This is a genomic window from Streptomyces sp. NPDC051136 (genome assembly GCF_044455745.1).
GTDB lineage: Bacteria > Actinomycetota > Actinomycetes > Streptomycetales > Streptomycetaceae > Streptomyces.
This window is the reverse complement of record NZ_JBITFE010000017.1, coordinates 1-17,674: the sequence shown is the minus strand read 5'-3', so window position 1 is coordinate 17,674 and position 17,674 is coordinate 1. Positions and strand designations below refer to the sequence as shown.

Sequence of the window (17,674 nt, the reverse complement as noted above, 5' to 3'; positions counted from 1 at the left end):
GCGGCGTGCACTGTCCAGATGGAATTCGAGACTGCTCGGCCCGCGGATTGGTCCCAACTGGTTTCGCGGCTGGTTCCGCGCCGGAACCGTCACGGCGATCAGCAGGTTCGCGCAGTGCCTGGTGAAGCAGCGCGGCGCGGGCACTCTGCGGATTTCTCTCACGGGGCCACCCTCGCGTCTTCTTCCGGGCCGACAAGGTCAATACGGAGCCGATGCCAGAACGGATTGGTGCGAGAAAAAGATTCACCGGATATGAGGTTCGACCAATCCGCGGCCCTGCCGGAGACGGATTCCCCGTGTGACGGACGAGACGCTGAAACCAGACGGGCAGGGCCGCGGGCACCGGGTGCTGCTCGGCACGCTGGGCGCCCTCAGCGGCCTGCTGGCCGGGGTGACCGCGCTGTCGGCGGCCGAGTTGGTGGCGGCGTGGGTGCGTCCGCAGGCCGGCCCGGTCATCGCTGTCGGGCAAGCCGCCATCGACCGCACCCCGGCGGCGGTGAAGGACTGGGCCATCCGGCAGTTCGGGACCGATGACAAACTGGTGCTCCAGCTCGGCATTCTGGCCGTCCTCGTTCTGTTCGCGCTGGCACTCGGGGTCCTCGCCCTGCGCCGCCGGCGCATCAGTGCTGCCGGCGTCGCGCTGATCGGTGCCGTCGGAGCGATGGCCGCTGTCAGCCGCCCGGACTCCTCCAGCGCCGTCGACGCGGTGCCGTCCCTCGCCGGTGCTCTCGTCGGAGCGCTGCTGCTGTACCTCCTCAGCGGACGCCTGCGACCGCCGATACCCCCCGCCAGGGCCACGCCCTCGGCAGAGGGGGCCGACGCCGGTGAGGCGGCCGGCTGGGACCGCCGCGGGTTCGTCATCGCGGCCACCGCGGCCGCCGCCGCATCGGCAGGCGCGGGCGCTCTGGGGCGCTCTGTCGGCGGAGCGCGCGGCCGCGACGCGGCGGCCTCCCGCGAGAACCTCGTCCTGCCTGCCCCGGCGTCACCGGCCGCGCCGGTACCCAAAGCCGCGCAGGTGAGGGCCACGGGCATCAGCCCCTTCACGACACCGAACAACGCCTTCTACCGCGTGGACACCGCCCTGGTGGTCCCCAAGATCAACGCCAGGACATGGCGCCTGCGCATCCACGGCAAGGGCGTCACCCGCCCGGTCACGCTGTCGTTCGCGGACCTGCTGCGACGCGATCTGGTCGAACGGGACATCACCCTGACCTGTGTTTCCAACGAGGTGGGCGGCCCTTACGTGGGCAACGCCCGCTGGACAGGCGTACGTCTCGCGGACCTGCTCGCCGAGTCGGGCGTCAGGCCCCCGTCGCGAGGCGGACCGGCCGACCAGTTGGTGGCCCGCTCGGAGGACGGCATGACGATCGGCAGCCCCGTCGAGGACGTGATGGACGGCCGCGACGCCCTGCTCGCCGTCGGGATGAACGGACAACCCCTTCCCTTCGAGCACGGTTTCCCCGCGCGCATGGTGATGCCCGGCCTGTACGGCTATGTCTCCGCCTGCAAGTGGATCAAAGACATCGAGCTGACCACGTTCGACGCCTACGACTCCTACTGGGTCAAGCGGGGCTGGGCCCGCAAGGCGCCGATCAAGACACAGTCCCGCATCGACACGCCGAAGCCCTTCGCCCGGCCCAAGACGGGCTGGGTCATGGTCGCCGGCGTCGCCTGGGCCCAGCACCGCGGCATCGACCAGGTCGAGGTCCGTGTCGACGACGGCCCCTGGCAGCAGGCCACGCTGGCCGCCGAGGACACCCGCGACACCTGGCGACAGTGGTCCCTGCCCTGGCGGGCCACCAAAGGCGGCCACACCCTCACCGTCCGCGCCACCGACCGCACCGGCCAGACGCAGACCCAACACCGCACCCGAACCGTCCCCGACGGCGCCAGCGGCTGGCACTCCGTCGTCGTCACCGTCGAATGACCCGCCCGAACCACCCCCGCAACCCATCAACGCCGCGGCACGCCGCGACCACCCCAGGAGAAGACCCCATGAACGCCCGTATCCGCCGTATCGCTGTCACTGTGGCCGCCGCCTCGGTCCTGCCCATCGCCCTCACCGCCTGTTCCAGCGACAGCGACAACGACTCCTCGGCCAAGACGTCCTCCTCCGCACCAGCCTCGGCTTCGGCTTCGGCCTCGGACGACGGCACAAGCGGCGCCGGTGCGACGTCGACGGCCGACCAGCCCTTCGGCCCCGCCTGCTCCGCGGTACCCAAGAACGGCGCCGGCTCCTTCGACGGCATGGCCAAGGACCCGGTGGCCACCGCCGCCTCCAACAACCCCGCCCTGTCCACCCTGGTCACCGCGGTCAAGAAGGCCGGCCTGGTCGACACCCTCAACAACGCACAGAACATCACGGTCTTCGCCCCCACCAACGACGCCTTCAGCAAGATCCCCAAGGCGACCCTGGACGAGGTCCTGAACGACAAGGCGCAGCTGACGAAGATCCTCACCTACCACGTCGTCGGCAAGAAGCTCACACCCAACGACCTGACCGACGGCTCCTTCGACACCCTGGAGAAGAGCAAGCTCACGACCAAGGGCTCCGACGAGTCGTACACCGTGAACGACTCCGCGAATGTCGTGTGCGGCAACGTCAAGACCGCCAACGCCGACGTCTACATCATCGACACCGTCCTGATGCCCACCAGCTGACACCCGGGCTCCAGCCGGACGTCCGAAAGGCCGCCCGGCTGGCCCGTGCCCGCGACGGCCGCGTCGAGCAGCGGAGACGCTCGCAAGTGTGCAGCGGGCGGCCGCAGGAGCACCGCCCCTCGCGGCCGCCGCTGTCACCTGCTCGTGCCAGTCAGTAGTGCCCGCAGCCCAACGGCTCCAGCGCCCTCGCCAAATGCCGGGGTGCGCGGCGCCCGAGCCGGTTCGGCCGGCCACGCGGGCGCGAAAACGGGCCAGCCGTACCGTCCGTTAGCCGATGAACAGGCACGTCACGTGCTCACCACCACCCGATGGACCCCGTGGAGCCCGGCGAGACCCTGCCGGACACGCAGGTCCGCGAAGTCCGCCAAGTACGCGAAGAGACGGGATGGCGCCTGCGCCAGGTCCGGCGGCTGCTCGGCATCACCACCTGGACCGGAGACGACGGCGACGGAATGCGGCACGAGGTTGACTACCTTGTCGACGTCGACGTCGACGGCGACTTGCCCACCCCGCTGCGGAATGGTCCAAGCACACGGCGTGCGACAGGTTCGGCCCCGAAGACCTGCCCCGGCTCAAGGAGAACCGCGGACCGGGAGAATTCCTCATCCACGACCTGGTCGCTGCGGCGCTGCAAGAGCGCGAGACAGGAGGGGGCGCGGCTTTCTGTAGCTGTGGTGGCCGGGCACGGTGGGAGGCTTGCCCGCGATCGGGCTGCCGTCGGCCGCCGAGGAGGACTGCGGCCAGGGGCGCCAGTGACATGACTGCAAGGCCGCCCTGACGTACGTACTGAAGCGCGGCGGTACGGCACGGATCACGGGCCGGCCGTGAAGGCCGGGGGCCAATCAGCGGCCGTCCGCCGCCGGCTCCCGGCGGACGCGGTAGCGCAGGTGCAGGACCCGGCGGCCCTGGATCACCGTGTGCGGGTCCTCCAGCAGATGCTGAGCGTCGACCGAGCCGAAGTACCGCTTGCCGGTACCGAAAACCACCGGCACGACGTCCATCGCCACCTCGTCCACCAGACCCAGTGCGAAGGCCTGACCGCCGACGTCGCCCGCCGCGATCGCCACGTTGCGCTCTCCGGCCAGCTCCCCGGCTCTGCGGACGGCGCCGGCCACGTCGTCGACGAAGTGGAACGGCGCTTCCGGGTGCCAGCCGGGGGGCTTAGGCCGGTGCGACACGACGACGACGTGGTCGCCGGTCGGGGGCTTGCCCTCCCAGCTGTTGGTCATGTCGAAGACGTGCCGTCCGACCACCAGCGCGCCGACGCCCGCCATCATCGACGAGACGTAGTCGGCCGACTCCTTCGACACCGTGCTGGTGACGACGGTGTCGATCTCCTGGTCGCCGTTGGAGTACCAGTCGAAGAGCGGCCCGACGCGGTCGTCCGCGTCGGCGATGAAGCCGTCGAGGGACACGACGTTGTGCATCACTACGGTGCTCATCAGATCTCCCGGGGTGGTGGAGGACTTCCTCAGACATGGAGACCGGGAGGGCGCTCGGAACTCATCGGCGGGCCGCGAGGCAGTTCGACCACGACGTCGGCTGTCAGCTGAGGGGTCGGCGTTCTTCGAAGGCCGCTGTGGTTCTTTCGAGTTCAGAGAGTGCTCGCAGCATCCGCCGACGCCGTTCTGCGGCAGGCGCTGCGGTGAGCGATGGCGGTCTCAGGCGGCCCGGAGGCAGAAGGGGTGCCCGGCGGGGCTGGCGTACACGCGGCTGCCGGTACTGGCGTCGGCGGTGATCTCCTGCGTCGGTCGCAGACGGGTGGCGCCGGCGTCGGTGGCGGCGCGGTCGGCGGTCGCGAGGTCTTCGACGCCGAAGTCGAGGTGCATCTGCTGGGGAGCGCCGTCCGGCCAGCTCGGGCCGGTGTGGCCGGGGGCGGACTGGACGACGATCACGGGCAGGCCGGGTGCCTGGATGAAGTGGTGGGTGGGTGTGGTGGTGGTCGAACCGCCGAGCAGGCGGTGCCAGAAGGCGCCCTCCGTGTCGATGTCGGCGGCGTCGATGATCACGGAGGTCAGGGCGATGGGCATGGTGGGTTCCTGTTCTTCACGCTGATCGGTGTTCAGACGGTAGGGAGGATGCCGCCGTCGACGCGGAACTGAGCTCCGGTGAGCCATTTCGCGCGGCTGGAGGCGAGGAAGGCGATCATCTCGGCGACGTCCTCGGGGTCTCCGGGGCGGCCCATGGGGACGTTCAGACGGTCCACGATCCGACGCGTGATCTCGTCTGCGCTCACGCCCTGTTGTTCGGCCATGTGCCGCAGGTGGGCGGCGGCGCCGTCGGTGACGACGAAGCCGGGCAGCACGCAGACCACACGCACGCCGTGCTCGCCGACCTCGGTGGCCAGTTCGCGGCTGTAGGTGTTCAGCGCGGCCTTGGCGGCGGCGTAGGAGGCTTCCGCGCGCTGGGGCAGCTGGCTGGCGATCGAAGAGACGTGCACGACGACGCCGGAGCCCCGCTCGACCATCCCCGGCACCAGAGCCCGGTCCAGGCGCACGGCGCTCAGGAGGTTCATCCCCAGGTCCGCCTGCCAGGATTCGTCCGACCGGCTCAGAGTCGGCGCAGGAGGGCTCGCCGCGCCGGCGTTGTTCACCAGGACGTCCACACCGCCCACGTGGTCGATGACGCGGCGGCCGAGTTCGGCCACCCCCTGCGGTGTGGAGAGATCCGCCGGTACGAAGGTGGCGCCGCTGTCCTCCGTGGGCCGGCCGCGGGAGGCAATCAGCACAGTCGCACCTGCGGCGACGAAGCGACGCGCGGTCGCCGCGCCCAGTCCCCGGCTGCCGCCGGTGACCAGGACCCGCAGGCTCTTCAGCTCTTCGTCGGCATCCGGCATCGGGCAGTCCTTCCATAAGATGAACCTGACTCCGGAAACGGTACACCTAAACGGAACCGGACTCACCTTACGGAGGTTTCCTTGTCGTCATCACGCCCGCTGCGCGCCGACGCGCGCCGCAATCGCGAAGCCCTGCTGGCCGCCGCCCGTGCAGCATTCCTCGCCGGTGACACCGACGCGCACGTGGAGGAGATCGCCCGCAGCGCCGGGGTCGCCGTCGGCACGCTCTACCGCCACTTCGAGACCCGCGAAGCACTGATCGAGGAGGTCTACCGCAAAGAGGTCGACGACCTCTGCGCCGCCCCCGAGCGCCTGCTGGACCACCACACCCCGCAGGAGGCACTGTCCCGCTTCCTGCTCCTCCTGGTCGACCACGCAGCCGTGGGCAAGGGAATGTCGGTCGCACTGGAGAGCATCATGGCCAGCGACTCACCGGTCTTCGACGACGCCCGTGCCCGCATGGGTGCCGCCCTCACCCGCCTCCTCGACGCCGGCGCCGCAGCCGGCACGGTCCGCGACGACGTCAGCGGCCCCACTCTGCTGCGTGCCCTGGGCGGCATCTGCGCCATGCGCGTGAAGGACGGGTGGCTCGACGAAGCCCGCCAGATCACCAGCCTCCTCCTCGACGGTCTGCGCCACAGCGCCCCCACGCGACCTGCGCCGAAAGCCGTCCGGCGTGCCGCACCTGCCAGATCCAAGATGTCCCACGAGCCTTAACGAAGTCTGGAGAAGGCGGCTACCGCGCCCAGCTCGCCCGCTGGGCCAACGGACGAGTGCTGCTGCACTCGAGGCAGAGCACCGACATGACCGCCGCGTTCCCGGTGATTCGCGACGCTGCGCGCGCGCAATTGCCCGGCGACGCCGGCCTGGATGGGGTCATCTGAGCTGTACGTGTGTCTCAGAACGGGGGTGTCTCAGGCGGTGCACCTCTGTGGACGAGTCGCGTTCGCCTCCGACGTCTCGGGATCCGAGGGAGGCAAAGGGGATGTGTGGCCATCGGCACCGCACGGATAACCTGCGCGAATGAAGCGGATTCAGCGGGCTGCTGGCGCGGTCGTCGGCTCGGCGGTGGGTGACGCGCTGGGCGCCCCCTTCGAGTTCGGCCCCCAGCGGGCGTTCTCCGCGCGGTTTCCCGCGCCCGGTGCCGGTGGCGAGATGTGCGGAGGCGGTGGCTGGGACCCCGGCGAGGCCACCGACGATACGCAGATGGCCGTCCTCGTCGCGGAGTCCCTGCTGGAAAGGGGCGGGCTGGATCTGCCGGACATCTTCGCCCGCTTCCAGCGGTGGGCGGCGTCAGAACCGAAGGACATCGGCTTGCAGACGGAAGACGTCCTGACCAACGGCATGCCCTGGGACCTCGCTGCCGCTATCCATTTCCAGGTCAACCAACGAGCGGCCGGAAACGGCTCCTTGATGCGGGCGGCGACCTCCTCGGTTCACTTCGCGGCCGCTGGCCAGGAAGCCACCATGGACGCTGCGCGCCGCATCGCTGCTCTCACCCACGGAGACCGAGCGGCCTGGGAGGGCACCGCGATCTTCCACGAACTCATCCGCGTCACTCTCGAGGAGGTCGACCCTCTCGCCGCACTCCCGGACACCCTGGGCCTCATCCACCCCGGCCACCGTGGACGGTACGCCGTAGTCCTCTCGTCCGACTGGCACCCCGAGCAGGCGACCGAGTTCAACGGTGCCGTCTGGCCCTGCCTGGGCTCCGCCGTCTGGGCCCTGCGCACCACCACCAGCTTTGAAGACGCCATACGCGCGGCGATCGACCTCGGAGGTGACACGGACACCGTCGCCGCAGTCACCGGAGGCCTCGCGGGGGCGTACTACGGGCTGGACGCAATCCCCGTCCGCTGGACCCAGCCGCTCCATGTCCCCCTCCCAGGCTTCGACGGACGGGTGCTGCACCTGACAGACCTGCTGCGCCTCGCACACCGTCTCGCGGGAGAGCCATGATGAGACGGGCACGGCAGCCCCCATAAACGGGGAGCTGGTGGTGTGGCGAGCCGGCCGCCTGGCGTTTGAGCGGCTGCGGCAGCGCCACACCCTGCAGCCCGGCGACCCATGTCAGCCTGCGCGGCGGCCGCGGCACCGACTCGGACGCCAAGAACGTCGTCTACCGCCAGAACTGCAACGTCATCTGGAACAACGACAAGGACACCATCAAGTTTCACGAGCCTTCCGGCTCCCGCGCCGACGTCAACGCCTGCACCAAGAAGGCCAACGACCGCGACGGCAACGGCTGCATCACCTACTGTTGGCGGTGGGGGAGGGGCATACGCCGGGGGTCCTGGGCTGTGACCGAGCGGCCATTTCTGCGGCTCGTCTCAGGCACCCTGGCCCTCGCCCGTCCAGAGGCTCTCCACGGCCCGCGCCGGGCCGCCCACTCGGCTGACTTCCTCCATGGCCACCCGGACGAACGCCCGTAGCCGGGCCGTCTCGTGACCGGTGGGCCAGACCAGGGCGTAGTCGATGTCCGGGGAGTCCGTGAGCGGCTTGAAGACCAGGCCGGGGCGGCTGTAGTAGTGCGCGCCGGCGGCGGCCACCGGTGTCACGCCCTTGCCCGCCAGGACCAGGGGGAGCGCATCCTCCCAGTGCGTCATCGCCTGCCCGTGCGGGATGGGCCGCCCTGACGGTGTCTGCCGCGGGAAGTGGTGGTCCAGCCAGTGCGCCGGCACGTTCCCGGCGACCGTCAGCAGCGTCGCCTCCGCCAGGTCCTCGATGCTCACCGAGTCCCGCCCCGCGAACGGGTGCGCGGACGACATCAGCAGCACTCTGGGCTGCGACACCAACACCGGCCCCAGCGTCAGATCGCGTTCGGCGATCGGAGGCTCGGTGACCTGCAGCTCGACGTCGCCTGCGCGTAGCGGACCGAAGGGGTCCGAGATCTGCACCTGGCGAACCTGGACGTCCACGCCCGGGTGCTGGCGCCCGAACACCTCGGTGATGTTGTGCAGCAGGTGGCCGGTGAACGCGCCGGAAAAGCCGATCCGCAGCGCGCCGGTGATCCCCCGTCCGGCCGACATGGCCCGCGCGACCGCTTCCCCCACCCCCCGCCACGCGGGCGCGAGGTCGGCCTTGAGCTGCTCCCCGATTGGTGTGAGCGCGACCTGACGGCTGGTGCGGTCGAACAGCTTGGCACCGATCCGGCGCTCCAGCTTGGCGATGGTCTGGCTGACCCGGCTCTGTGAGACGCCCACGCTCTCGGCGGTCCGCCCGAAGTGCAGTTCTTCAGCGAGAGTCAGGAAAATCTCGATCTCCTGGCGTTCCATGACCGAATCTCCCCGCGTCCTTCATGTCACCGACCTCGAACGATGAGCCCAGCGAATCGATCGTTGCACAGATCGTGCTTGTTGCGCAGGGCTCCCGGTTCGAGGCTGATCAGGTCCGTCGAACAGCCTGGAAGGACCACTCATGGCCGTCACCGAATCCGCACCATCCACCCGGCAGGCTCAGGACGTCGCCGCGCCACCCGGGCCCGCCGCCGACGGTGCCGCCCTCGGGACACGAGAGTGGCTGGTGCTGATCACTCTGTGCTGCGCGACCTTCATGTGCGGCTTGGACTTCTCCATCGTCACCGTCGCCCTGCCCGACATCGGCACCGCCCTCGGCTTCTCCTCGGCCGGCACCCTGCAGTGGGTGGCCACCGCCAGCCTGCTGCCGTCGGCGAGCCTGCTGCCCCTGTTCGCCCGGGTCGCCGATCTGATCGGCCGCAAGCGGCTGTTCACCCTCGGCGTCGCCGTCTTCACTCTGTTCTCCCTCGGCGCCGCCCTCGCCGACAGCCCCGGCATGCTGATCGCCACCCGCATCGGCCAGGGCACTGCTGCCGCGATGATCGCCCCGTCCGCCATCGCCCTGATGACCGGCTACTTCCAGGAAGGCCCCAAGCGCGCCCGTGCGCTCGGCCTCAACGGCGCCGTGATGTCGCTGGGCTTCGTGCTCGGCGCGCTCGGCGGCGGTGTCATCACCAACGGCTTCAGCTGGCGCTGGACCATGGTCGTGCTGTGTGCGATGGGTGTGCTGGCGCTGGCCGGCGCGCTGGCCCTGCCGTCGATCCACCAGTCCGGTGCGGCCCGGCGCATGGACATCCCGGGTGCCGTCCTGGCGACCCTCGGCCTCTTCGGCCTGGTCTACGGCATCTCCACCGGCGGTGACGAGGGCTGGACCCGCCCCTCGGCGCTCGGTCCGATCATGTGCGGACTGGTCCTGTTGGCCGTGTTCCTGCTGGTCGAACGGCGTCACCCGGAGCCGCTGGTGCCGCTGTCCGTACTGAACCGGCCCTGCGTCAAGTGGTCGGGGCTTCTCGGTGTCATCACCTTCGGCATGTGCGCCGGTACGACCGTGCTGCTGAGCCTGTACATGCAAGACGTGCTGGGCTTCACCGCCCTTCAGGCCGGACTGAGTTACCTCGGGGAGGGCGCCGCCGCGACACTCGGCGGCATGTACGTCGCCCGGCTGCTGGGCCGGTTCGGCGGGGTCAAGGTACTGGCCGCGGGCCTGCTGATCCAGGGCGCCGGCACGGTCGCGATGTTCACCCTGCCCGCAGACGTGAACCTGACCGCCCTGCTCGTCACCTCGTCGGTCATGGGGCTCGGACACGTCTTCAGCGTCGTCTCCTTCATCACCGTGATGACCACGGGCGTCACCGAGGAGGACCAGGGCGTCGTCGGCGGCCTGTCGCAGCTGCCGCAGTACGTGGCCGCGATCGGCGTCTCCGGGCTGAGTGCGATCGCCGCCGCCCGCACGGGCGCCCTCTCTTTGGGCGCCGTCCCGTCCCGCGCCGACATCCTGGGCGGACTGCAAGCGGGGATGGTCGCAGCGGGCGTCGTCGCCCTCGTCGGCGCCCTGCTCGCCGGCACCGTACTGCGCAAGCGGACGACAGCGTAGGCCATCCCGTGCCCGGCCACGGCACCGTCCGCGCACCCGACGCTGCGCGCCCAGCAGCACGCGGGGTCCGGCCGCCCACGGCCACGCGGCGGACGGCCGCGCCGCCCGTGTCAGAGCCGCGCCCCACGCTTTCCACCGCGAGGAGACCGTCATGAACGACAACCGACTGCGCAGGCCCTCCGCGGTGTGCACCCTGCGTGTGGGTGAGCTGAAGGTCAGCTACGTGCCCGACGGGGCGATGCTGCTGAAACCGGCCGGCACCCTCCCCTCAACCGTGGACCGCCAGTGGAGCAGATACGGCAGCTACCTCAACGACACCCACCGGCTGGTCGCCAACACCGGCGGCCTCCTCGTCGAACTCGGCCCGAGGGCTCTGCTGATCGACGCCGGCTTCGGCCCGCACGCGGTACCGGAAGACCCTGACCACCCCTACCGGGGCGCCGTGCACGGCGGCTCGCTGCCCGGCAACCTGGCCATGCTCGGACGGTCGCCGACAGACATCGAGACGGTGGCCTTCACCCGCCTCCACACCGACCACACGGGCTGGGCCGGCGTCGAACCTCCCCTGTTCACCCGGGCCACCTTCGTCATCCCGAAAGTCGAGTGGGACCACCGCGACGCCGCCGCGACGGACCTCGAACCACGCGCCCGACCGGTACTCAACGGCGACGAGATCTTCCCCGGTGTCCACGCGCTCACCCTGCCCGGCCACACCGCGGGCCACACCGGCTTCGTCATCGCCTCGCACGGCACGCGCCTGCTCGCCTTCGGCGACACCCTGCTCTCCCCCCTCCAGATACGACACCCCGAGTGGTCCGCAGTGTGCGACGCGGACCACACCCAGTCCGAGTGCCACCGCCGCCGTCTGATCACCGAACTCCTGAGCCCGGACACCCTCGGCTTCGGCATCCATTTCGCGGACGTGGTCTTCGGCCGGGTCCGGCCGCACGGGAAGGGTGCCGCCTGGCATCCTCTGTGACCCCGGTGCCGTGGGTGGCCGTGCGGCACTCGGCGGATGCCCAGCAACCGTGACGCCATCCGCTGCGACTGGCTGGGATGCTGCTGACCCACCGGCGCACACGGCCCCGACCTGGCCTGCCACTGCGGCTCGCGCCTGACCACCTGGGCCGCCGACCGTACGGGCCACAACGAACTCCTCGACCCGTCCACGTCTACGTCTACGTCGGGCAACGGGACGGACCAGTAGAGACGATCCTTGGCCAGCCCCTCCCCATCAGGGCGCATGCCGCTTACTTGGCATACCTACCGGGTGCCAGCAGTACGACCGGACGTGCTCGGCAGCGTCTTCTGGTTCGGTTGAGGTGGTGGCCCACCGGGCGGCCGGGGCTGTGTGGAAGGTGAACATGGTCTTGTCGCCGGCTGCGGCGATGTCGACCACGACCAGGCCGGGTTCGGACACGTGTACGTCGTGGATCGCTTCCATGACCGGCACGACGCCGAGGCCCTAAACGGCAGTTCTCCTTCCGCTTCGCATTCGCCCCTGCGGGGTCTTCGTCGCCCGCTCCCCGCCCGACGCACACCTCTCGGGTGAGAACGTCCTGCCGCAGTCTGGTCGTGGAAGTGACAGAAGGGGAAGCCTCAGCCCAGCTTCTTCCACACGATGACGCCGATCAGCACGATCAAAGCAATAGCGCCGGCGACACCGGCCGCCTGGCCTTCGAAGAGGTACTCCCGAGCGAGATACATCACGCATTCCTTTCCTGACGGCGCGCACCAGCGGGCTGGCGGTCCTCCGGGACAACGATGAGAAGGGCCTACCCGCGTACTCGCATACCCGCCGTGGTCAGAGTGCCGCGTGAGGACCAGCACAATTTCGAGCCTCAGTGCATGAGTTCTCGCTGAGGCCTGCACTCCTTCGGTCCGAAGACTGGCTCGTACTCCACGCTCAGCGGGCACCCACAGTCAGCCAACCGCCCAGCGGTCGGGTCGCCCCGGACGTCGTCAGGGGCTTGATCCGTCGTTCTCGGGGGTGCGGCCATCCGCTGCGGCTGTGCGGCGTTGCAGGCGGACCGGGCCGGGGCCCTGTTCGCCGAGTGAGTCGTCGGGGTTGAGGAGCAGGCAGGCCTTCATCGACAGACAGCCGCAGCCGATGCACCCAGTGAGTTCGTGTTCCAGGGCCTCGATCGCGCGGCGGCGCTCCTCCAACTGGCGTTTCCACGCGAGAGACAGTCGCTGCCAGTCCTTGTGGGTGGGGGCGCTGTGGCCGGGCAGCGTGGCGAAGACCGCGGCCACGTCGCCGAGTGGGATGCCGAGACGTTTGGCCACGATGATCAGCGAGATGCGCCGGAGCATGTGGCGCGGGTAGAGACGCTGGTTGGTGCCGTCCCGTTCGGAGAAGATCAGCCCCTTGCGTTCGTAGAAGTGCAGCGCGGAGGCGGACACGCCGGTGCGGCGCGCCACGTCGCCGATCGCGAGGAGGGCGTCGGGGTCGACCTGCACAGCGGCCTCCGGGCGTCATCGGTACGGCGTTCAGATGGTCTTGGGGCGTGGACCATGGTGACGGATGAGCGCCACGACGGTGACGGACAGGAGCAGGCACAGCACGGCCACTCCCAGTTGCGTCATGCGCCACGACCAGGTGAGGGCATCGAGTTCGGCGTGCCGGTGTACATGGGAGATTCGCCCGGCGCTGACCGACGCCGCCTGCTTGCCGTCGCCCAGACGGTTGCCGAGCAGGCCGAGCAGTGCGGCTCCGAACGCGGCGATCACCATGGCCTCGGCGGCTCCGCGCAAGGTGTTGAGGAAGCCTGCGGCCATGCCGACGGAGTCGGCCGGCACCAGTGCCATGGCCTGCCCGTCGGTGATGCCGAAGGAGGCGCCCATGCCGACGCCGATCGCGAGAAGCGGGCCCGCGACACCCGCGACGGTGTGCTGGGGACTGAGCGTGCCCAGCCAGAGGTTGCCGATGGTGACCAGCGCGAGAGCGGCCATGATCAGTTTGCGTGCGGACACGCCCTTGTTGACGAGTGTCGCTGCGGCCAGTGGTGTGACCAGGACGGGTGCGGTCAGCAGCAGCATCGCCGTGCCCGCCGCCGCGGGGGTGAGGTCGGCGGCGGCCTGGAGGTAGGTCGGCAGGAAGACCAGGACACCCAGAAAGCCGACCGACGTCGTCAGGGTGGCCAGACTCCAGCCCACGAAGCCGCGGTTGGCGATGAGAGAGGGGCTCAGGACGGGTGAGGCGCTCAGCCGTTGCAGGGCGACGAAGACGGCGAGCGCCACGAGTCCTCCGACGGCCGTGGTGATGACGGCGCCATGGGTCCAGCCGAGGGAGGACGCCTCCAGGAGGGCGAACATCAGGAGTGCCAGCGCGGCCACGAACAGCAGGCTTCCCGGCCAGTCGGCCGGTCCGGTGGCCGCGCGGGACTCGGCCATCCGGGTCGCACCCGACGTGATCAGCAGACCGACGACCGTGTAGACCACGAAACTGCCCCGCCATCCCGTCGCGGAGATCAGCAGCCCGGACAGCGTGGGACCGACGGCGATGCCGATTCCCGCCATTGTGCCCATCAGCGCGAACGCCCGGTTACGGGCCGCTCCCTCGTACGAGGAGGCGAGGATGGCGCCACCCGCGGCCATGATGCCGGCGCCGCCCGCGCCGGAGACGATGCGTGCCGCGTCGGTGAACAGGACGGACGGGCTCACGGCGGTGACCAGGAAGCCGCCGGAGAAGACCAGCGCCGAGACGACGAAGGTCCTGCGCCGTCCCACTCGGTCCGCGGCCGAGCCCGCGACCAGCGTCATGGCGGCGAAGGCCAGGTTGTAACCGGCGACGACCCAGTTCAGGGCCGAGCCGGAGGCATCCAGGTCCCGGCCGATGCCGGGCAGGGCGACCGCCGTGCCGGAGATGGACATCGCCACCAGGACGACTCCGGCCAGGACCACGGGAAGGGGCAGGGCCGAGGGACGTGCTTGGGGGGAAAATCTTGCAGTTTCGGTTGTGGTGGCGTCCACGTCGGTCACTCGCTTTCCTCCGAAGGGAAGGGAATCGCGAGCACCCCATCACTTCAACCGCGGTTGAGGGCAAGAGGGCCGGTCAGGTGGGTGGTTCCGGGCCAGGCCGCAGGCGCCCCCGCCGGCAGTGCCACCGTGATGCAGCAGTGGCAACGGGTACGCATGTACGTCGCCTGTGACATGGGCTCATCCCTGCTCGGTGCCCGGCCGACGGAGGATGATATGCGGAGTCGCAAGTTCCAACCTGCGGCTGGACGATGGAAGACGGGAGCATCGTCACGAACTGAGGTACTCCGGCCTATCGGATAGGTCAGGATGGCCGCCATGGATCCCGCAGTCACCGCTGCACTTGTTGCAGTGCCCGCATCCCTGGTCGCTGCCGCCGCAGCGTTCGCCGTCGGGCGGGCCCAAGCACTCGCGACCCATCGAGGTCCCGTCGACGCCGTACGTCGGCCACATCCGCGCGAAGCGTACGCCTCTCTCCTGTCGGCTCTCGACGCGTACATTGAGGAGACACTTCCGCTGACTGAATCGGTCGCGGACGGCAAAAGTCGTAACGGCGACCACCCTCGTGACCTCATGAATGCCGCTGGGTTGGACGACATCCGCAAAGCTTGCTCCGCTGTCAAGCTGGAGGGACCCGATTATGTGGCCGCGGCCGCTAACGCGGCGTTCGAAGCCGCTGTCGCAGTCCTTGACGAGGTAATCGTCTCCGACGACGTCCCTTCCCCGGAGGCTCGGGGCGCACACCGTGCGCTACAGGCCGCCACAGAGTCCTTTGTGCAGTTGGCTCGGACGCGCCTGAACGACAGCGGGCTCTGAGCCGCCACGGTGGGGTGCTCCGCCGGTCACTCCGAGGATCCGTCGGCACACAGCAGGGCTTTGGTAGTGACGACCAGGACGTCAGGCGCGGCGGCTTCGTACGGCTGGAGCCCGCGCTCGCGGTGGAGGCGGTGCGCATCCTCGTCGCCACGCTGGAGGCCGCGCCTGGACCGTGGAGCCGGCCCTGGCCTAGTAGTGCTTCGTTGGGTTGTGAGCTGTCTGCGGCTGCTTTGGGGGTGGGGCAGGGGGCGTCCGCAGGTGGTGCAGGTGCCGGTCCAGCACCTCAGCAGGTCCTGAAGAACGTCGAGGACCTGGTAGAGGGTCAGCCTGGTGTGCGGGCTTTTGGGTCGAGCCGCCTGAGGGTGAGGAAGGCCTGGGCGGCGGTGACGAGGGTGACGTGGTGGTGCCAGCCGCGCCAGGTGCGGCCCTCGAAGTGGTCGAGCCCGAGTCCGTGCTTGAGTTCGCGGTAGTCGTGCTCGATGCGCCAGCGCATCTTCGCCCACCGCACCAGGTCAGCGACCGGGGTGGTGGCGGGCAGGTTTGATATCCAGTAGTTGGTCGGAGTGTCCTGGCCGTCCGGCCACTCGGCGAGAAAGTGTCTGGACGGGCAGGACACCGTCCCAGCGGTTGCGGCCGCCGCCCGCTTCCTGGGCTGCGGCCACAGGCTGCTTGCCAGCAGGCCGCGCTGTCAGCACCGCGAACCGTGAGGTCATCGCGCCTTTGCTGCCCTGCCTCCAGGTCACCTCGGTGAACTGCTCCGCACCCGCCTGCGCTGCGAGGACGCGGACGGCTCGCAGTGGGGTGCGGTAGCGGGCAAGGGCGGGCGGTCCGAGCCCGCCGTAGGCCGGCTGGTGCGGCTCGGCATCCTCCGGGTGGGCGACTTCCTTCCCGGTCAGGGCCAGGACATAGGACAGCCCTCGTTCCTGGAGACCGAGGCGGAAGGAGGTGCTGAGGCCGTAGCCGGCGTCGGCGACCACGACCGGCGCCTTCAACTGCCACTCGGCGAGTGTGTCCAGAAGGCCGAGCGCGAGACGCCACTTCTCCTGGTGCACCACGTCGTCGGGGACTCCTGCCCTGCGGCACCGCTCCGGCTCGTCCGTCCACTCACGCGGCAGATACAACTGCCACTCCAACGGGCACGAGGCCGTGTCGGTGGCGGCATGGACACTGACCGGGACCTGGCAGTTCGCCCGTTTCCCGGCCGCCCCGCAGTACTGGCGGGCCACCCCGACCGACGCCTTGCCGCACTTGGGGAACGACGCATCGTCGATCACCCACACCTCGGGCCTGACAACTCCGGACAGCCGCTCAGCGATCCGCTGCCTGACTGGCAGCGGATCCCACTTGTCCGGTCGATCACGGTCTCGACTGGCCGGGACCTGAGTTACCCGGTCCAGAGGGTGGCTGCTGACCAGGTGCTGGCAGGTTCTACGATCAGTCCGTGATGGAAACTCCAGCGCATTGGACCGTGCGCCATTTCTCGCAGGCCAACCCTGCTGGCCCTGGCTGCGCCAGCGTTCCGGCTCTCTTGCGACGGCTGGCAGACGCCATCGAGGCGTTGGGCCCGGCGGAGATTCAGCACGTGGTGCTCGAGTCAGAGCCGACCGAACACGGCCCTTGGCGGTCGGGCACCGTCTACTTTCACCTGCCGGAAGACGAATGAGGACTGATTCTTACGCTCACGAGCGGAGCCAGATCACCAGTCGCGTAGTTCTAGGGGGAGGGGGATGATCCGTCCGGGCCAGGCAGTGGCCAGGTCGTCGAGGGCGGTGGTGTCGCGCGCGGTGACCGCCACTTCGTGCCCATCCCGCGCTGCTGCTTCGGCCAGCGCCCGGCCCAGTCCCGAGGAGCATCCCGTCACCAGCCAACGTCGTCCCATCGCTGCCTCCCGCACGTTCTCGACGGCCCTGGCCTCTTGGCGCCGGTCCCGGCCCGGCCCGCTCCCATGATTGGCGCTGGAGTGCCGACGGTCATCTCTTCATGCGGGGGCGCTCCGGTGCATGCCGGGGTTCGACGGCGGGCAGGGGCCTGCGCCCCGGGGGTTGCCGAGCTTTCTGGCGGCTCTCAGTTTGGCGTCGCTGAGGCGGTGACGTGGCGGCTCGTCAAGGGCCGCAGGGGGTGTGGTCAAAGGACTGACCCCTGTCGTTGAGCGGGACTTGCCCAGTTGGGGAAGTCCCGCGATCTTTGGCGGCAGCTCCATGGGCACAAGGCCGCGGGCGTCTCGCCTTCCGACGCCGACGCGAACCAGTGAGGCGTTACGGGCCGGTGAGAGTGTCGTGGGTGCCGATGCGACGTCAGACCATGTGCCGCTCGTCGGGAGGCCTGAGGCTCCGTACTGCCAGGTGGCGTGTCCCTCAGGGCCGCCGGTGCTCGCGGTGTGTGAGGGGTGGTGGGGTGCCTATTCCTGGTGGATTTCGGTGTTGCCGTTGATGGTGTGCAGGGTCAGGCGGTGCCGGGTTTCCTCCGGGCCGGCGGCTGGGGTGTCCGTGCTGG

17 protein-coding genes and 2 pseudogenes are annotated in these 17,674 nt (G+C 69.7%); 10 read left to right on the top strand and 9 right to left on the bottom strand.

The window, feature by feature from the left end:
* Positions 1 to 313: 313 nt before the first annotated feature.
* The 3 genes from ACIBCJ_RS34955 to ACIBCJ_RS34945 all read left to right on the top strand — a co-directional run bounded on the left by ACIBCJ_RS34955 (position 314) and on the right by ACIBCJ_RS34945 (position 3,422).
* Positions 314 to 1,927: a molybdopterin-dependent oxidoreductase gene (locus ACIBCJ_RS34955; protein WP_365981097.1), complete on the top strand. Its 1,614-nt coding sequence runs from the start codon at positions 314 to 316 to the stop codon at positions 1,925 to 1,927.
* 68 nt (positions 1,928 to 1,995) lie between these two features.
* On the top strand, positions 1,996 to 2,661 hold the full coding sequence (locus ACIBCJ_RS34950; protein ID WP_365981027.1) for a fasciclin domain-containing protein: 666 nt from the start codon (positions 1,996 to 1,998) through the stop codon (positions 2,659 to 2,661).
* Positions 2,662 to 2,969: 308 nt separating this feature from the next.
* Positions 2,970 to 3,422 (top strand): NUDIX domain-containing protein, encoded by a 453-nt coding sequence (locus ACIBCJ_RS34945; RefSeq protein WP_365981026.1) that lies wholly within the window; start codon positions 2,970 to 2,972, stop codon positions 3,420 to 3,422.
* A gap of 81 nt (positions 3,423 to 3,503) precedes the next feature.
* Here ACIBCJ_RS34945 and ACIBCJ_RS34940 read toward each other — a convergent pair whose 3' ends face one another.
* The 3 genes from ACIBCJ_RS34940 to ACIBCJ_RS34930 form a co-directional block, all read right to left on the bottom strand.
* A complete protein-coding gene (locus tag ACIBCJ_RS34940) occupies positions 3,504 to 4,103 on the bottom strand; it encodes a dihydrofolate reductase family protein (protein ID WP_365981025.1) in 600 nt (199 codons plus the stop codon).
* 219 nt (positions 4,104 to 4,322) lie between these two features.
* Complete coding sequence (locus tag ACIBCJ_RS34935; protein ID WP_362513099.1) at positions 4,323 to 4,691, bottom strand: VOC family protein; 369 nt, start codon at positions 4,689 to 4,691, stop codon at positions 4,323 to 4,325.
* Positions 4,692 to 4,723: 32 nt separating this feature from the next.
* Positions 4,724 to 5,497, bottom strand: coding sequence for an oxidoreductase (locus tag ACIBCJ_RS34930; protein WP_362513102.1), 774 nt, complete (start codon positions 5,495 to 5,497; stop codon positions 4,724 to 4,726).
* Positions 5,498 to 5,578: 81 nt separating this feature from the next.
* Here ACIBCJ_RS34930 and ACIBCJ_RS34925 point away from each other — a divergent pair, with 81 nt between their 5' ends.
* From ACIBCJ_RS34925 to ACIBCJ_RS34915, 3 genes and pseudogenes are all read left to right on the top strand, one after another.
* Positions 5,579 to 6,214, top strand: coding sequence for a helix-turn-helix domain-containing protein (locus ACIBCJ_RS34925; RefSeq protein ID WP_362107307.1), 636 nt, complete (start codon positions 5,579 to 5,581; stop codon positions 6,212 to 6,214).
* Between the two features lie 306 nt (positions 6,215 to 6,520).
* Entirely contained in the window at positions 6,521 to 7,456 is a 936-nt protein-coding gene (locus ACIBCJ_RS34920; protein ID WP_365981024.1) for an ADP-ribosylglycohydrolase family protein, read from the top strand.
* Between the two features lie 79 nt (positions 7,457 to 7,535).
* Positions 7,536 to 7,755: pseudogene (locus ACIBCJ_RS34915) on the top strand (lamin tail domain-containing protein); the annotation flags it as partial.
* Between the two features lie 72 nt (positions 7,756 to 7,827).
* On the opposite strand, the gene ACIBCJ_RS34910 reads toward ACIBCJ_RS34915, so the two are convergent.
* A complete protein-coding gene (locus ACIBCJ_RS34910; RefSeq protein ID WP_365981023.1) occupies positions 7,828 to 8,772 on the bottom strand; it encodes a LysR family transcriptional regulator in 945 nt (314 codons plus the stop codon).
* Positions 8,773 to 8,914: 142 nt separating this feature from the next.
* On the opposite strand from ACIBCJ_RS34910, the gene ACIBCJ_RS34905 reads away from it, so the two are divergent.
* The gene (locus ACIBCJ_RS34905; RefSeq protein WP_365981022.1) at positions 8,915 to 10,387 is read left to right on the top strand and encodes an MFS transporter; all 1,473 of its coding nucleotides are present in this window, start codon (positions 8,915 to 8,917) and stop codon (positions 10,385 to 10,387) included.
* A gap of 151 nt (positions 10,388 to 10,538) precedes the next feature.
* Complete coding sequence (locus tag ACIBCJ_RS34900) at positions 10,539 to 11,366, top strand: MBL fold metallo-hydrolase (RefSeq protein ID WP_365981021.1); 828 nt, start codon at positions 10,539 to 10,541, stop codon at positions 11,364 to 11,366.
* 255 nt (positions 11,367 to 11,621) lie between these two features.
* On the opposite strand, the gene ACIBCJ_RS34895 is transcribed toward ACIBCJ_RS34900, so the two are convergent.
* The 3 genes from ACIBCJ_RS34895 to ACIBCJ_RS34885 all read right to left on the bottom strand — a co-directional run bounded on the left by ACIBCJ_RS34895 (position 11,622) and on the right by ACIBCJ_RS34885 (position 14,290).
* On the bottom strand, positions 11,622 to 11,831 hold the full coding sequence (locus ACIBCJ_RS34895) for a DUF6207 family protein (protein ID WP_365981020.1): 210 nt from the start codon (positions 11,829 to 11,831) through the stop codon (positions 11,622 to 11,624).
* Positions 11,832 to 12,349: 518 nt separating this feature from the next.
* The gene (gene soxR, locus ACIBCJ_RS34890) at positions 12,350 to 12,847 is read right to left on the bottom strand and encodes a redox-sensitive transcriptional activator SoxR (protein WP_365981019.1); all 498 of its coding nucleotides are present in this window, start codon (positions 12,845 to 12,847) and stop codon (positions 12,350 to 12,352) included.
* 30 nt (positions 12,848 to 12,877) lie between these two features.
* Positions 12,878 to 14,290: an MFS transporter gene (locus ACIBCJ_RS34885; RefSeq protein ID WP_365981018.1), complete on the bottom strand. Its 1,413-nt coding sequence runs from the start codon at positions 14,288 to 14,290 to the stop codon at positions 12,878 to 12,880.
* A gap of 393 nt (positions 14,291 to 14,683) precedes the next feature.
* On the opposite strand from ACIBCJ_RS34885, the gene ACIBCJ_RS34880 reads away from it, so the two are divergent.
* Positions 14,684 to 15,181 (top strand): hypothetical protein, encoded by a 498-nt coding sequence (locus ACIBCJ_RS34880; protein ID WP_365981017.1) that lies wholly within the window; start codon positions 14,684 to 14,686, stop codon positions 15,179 to 15,181.
* Between the two features lie 322 nt (positions 15,182 to 15,503).
* On the opposite strand, the pseudogene ACIBCJ_RS34875 reads toward ACIBCJ_RS34880, so the two are convergent.
* Positions 15,504 to 16,524 (bottom strand): annotated as a pseudogene (locus ACIBCJ_RS34875) (IS701 family transposase); the annotation flags it as partial.
* A 101-nt stretch (positions 16,525 to 16,625) separates the two neighbouring features.
* Between ACIBCJ_RS34875 and ACIBCJ_RS34870 the strand changes: the two are divergent.
* Positions 16,626 to 16,844, top strand: coding sequence for a hypothetical protein (locus ACIBCJ_RS34870; protein ID WP_365981096.1), 219 nt, complete (start codon positions 16,626 to 16,628; stop codon positions 16,842 to 16,844).
* Positions 16,845 to 16,877: 33 nt separating this feature from the next.
* On the opposite strand, the gene ACIBCJ_RS34865 is transcribed toward ACIBCJ_RS34870, so the two are convergent.
* A complete protein-coding gene (locus tag ACIBCJ_RS34865; protein WP_365981016.1) occupies positions 16,878 to 17,060 on the bottom strand; it encodes an SDR family NAD(P)-dependent oxidoreductase in 183 nt (60 codons plus the stop codon).
* Positions 17,061 to 17,674 lie beyond the last annotated feature (614 nt).

Bases quoted from the DNA above. Each gene is read 5' to 3' on its own strand.
- ACIBCJ_RS34940 (WP_365981025.1), bottom strand. From the start codon at position 4,103: ATGAGCACCGTAGTGATGCACAACGTCGTGTCCCTCGACGGCTTCATC.
- ACIBCJ_RS34945 (WP_365981026.1), top strand. From the start codon at position 2,970: ATGGACCCCGTGGAGCCCGGCGAGACCCTGCCGGACACGCAGGTCCGC.
- ACIBCJ_RS34950 (WP_365981027.1), top strand. From the start codon at position 1,996: ATGAACGCCCGTATCCGCCGTATCGCTGTCACTGTGGCCGCCGCCTCG.
- ACIBCJ_RS34930 (WP_362513102.1), bottom strand. From the start codon at position 5,497: ATGCCGGATGCCGACGAAGAGCTGAAGAGCCTGCGGGTCCTGGTCACC.
- ACIBCJ_RS34920 (WP_365981024.1), top strand. From the start codon at position 6,521: ATGAAGCGGATTCAGCGGGCTGCTGGCGCGGTCGTCGGCTCGGCGGTG.
- ACIBCJ_RS34905 (WP_365981022.1), top strand. From the start codon at position 8,915: ATGGCCGTCACCGAATCCGCACCATCCACCCGGCAGGCTCAGGACGTC.
- ACIBCJ_RS34900 (WP_365981021.1), top strand. From the start codon at position 10,539: ATGAACGACAACCGACTGCGCAGGCCCTCCGCGGTGTGCACCCTGCGT.
- ACIBCJ_RS34865 (WP_365981016.1), bottom strand. From the start codon at position 17,060: ATGGGACGACGTTGGCTGGTGACGGGATGCTCCTCGGGACTGGGCCGG.
- ACIBCJ_RS34910 (WP_365981023.1), bottom strand. From the start codon at position 8,772: ATGGAACGCCAGGAGATCGAGATTTTCCTGACTCTCGCTGAAGAACTG.
- ACIBCJ_RS34935 (WP_362513099.1), bottom strand. From the start codon at position 4,691: ATGCCCATCGCCCTGACCTCCGTGATCATCGACGCCGCCGACATCGAC.
- ACIBCJ_RS34880 (WP_365981017.1), top strand. From the start codon at position 14,684: ATGGATCCCGCAGTCACCGCTGCACTTGTTGCAGTGCCCGCATCCCTG.
- ACIBCJ_RS34895 (WP_365981020.1), bottom strand. From the start codon at position 11,831: ATGGAAGCGATCCACGACGTACACGTGTCCGAACCCGGCCTGGTCGTG.
- ACIBCJ_RS34870 (WP_365981096.1), top strand. From the start codon at position 16,626: ATGGAAACTCCAGCGCATTGGACCGTGCGCCATTTCTCGCAGGCCAAC.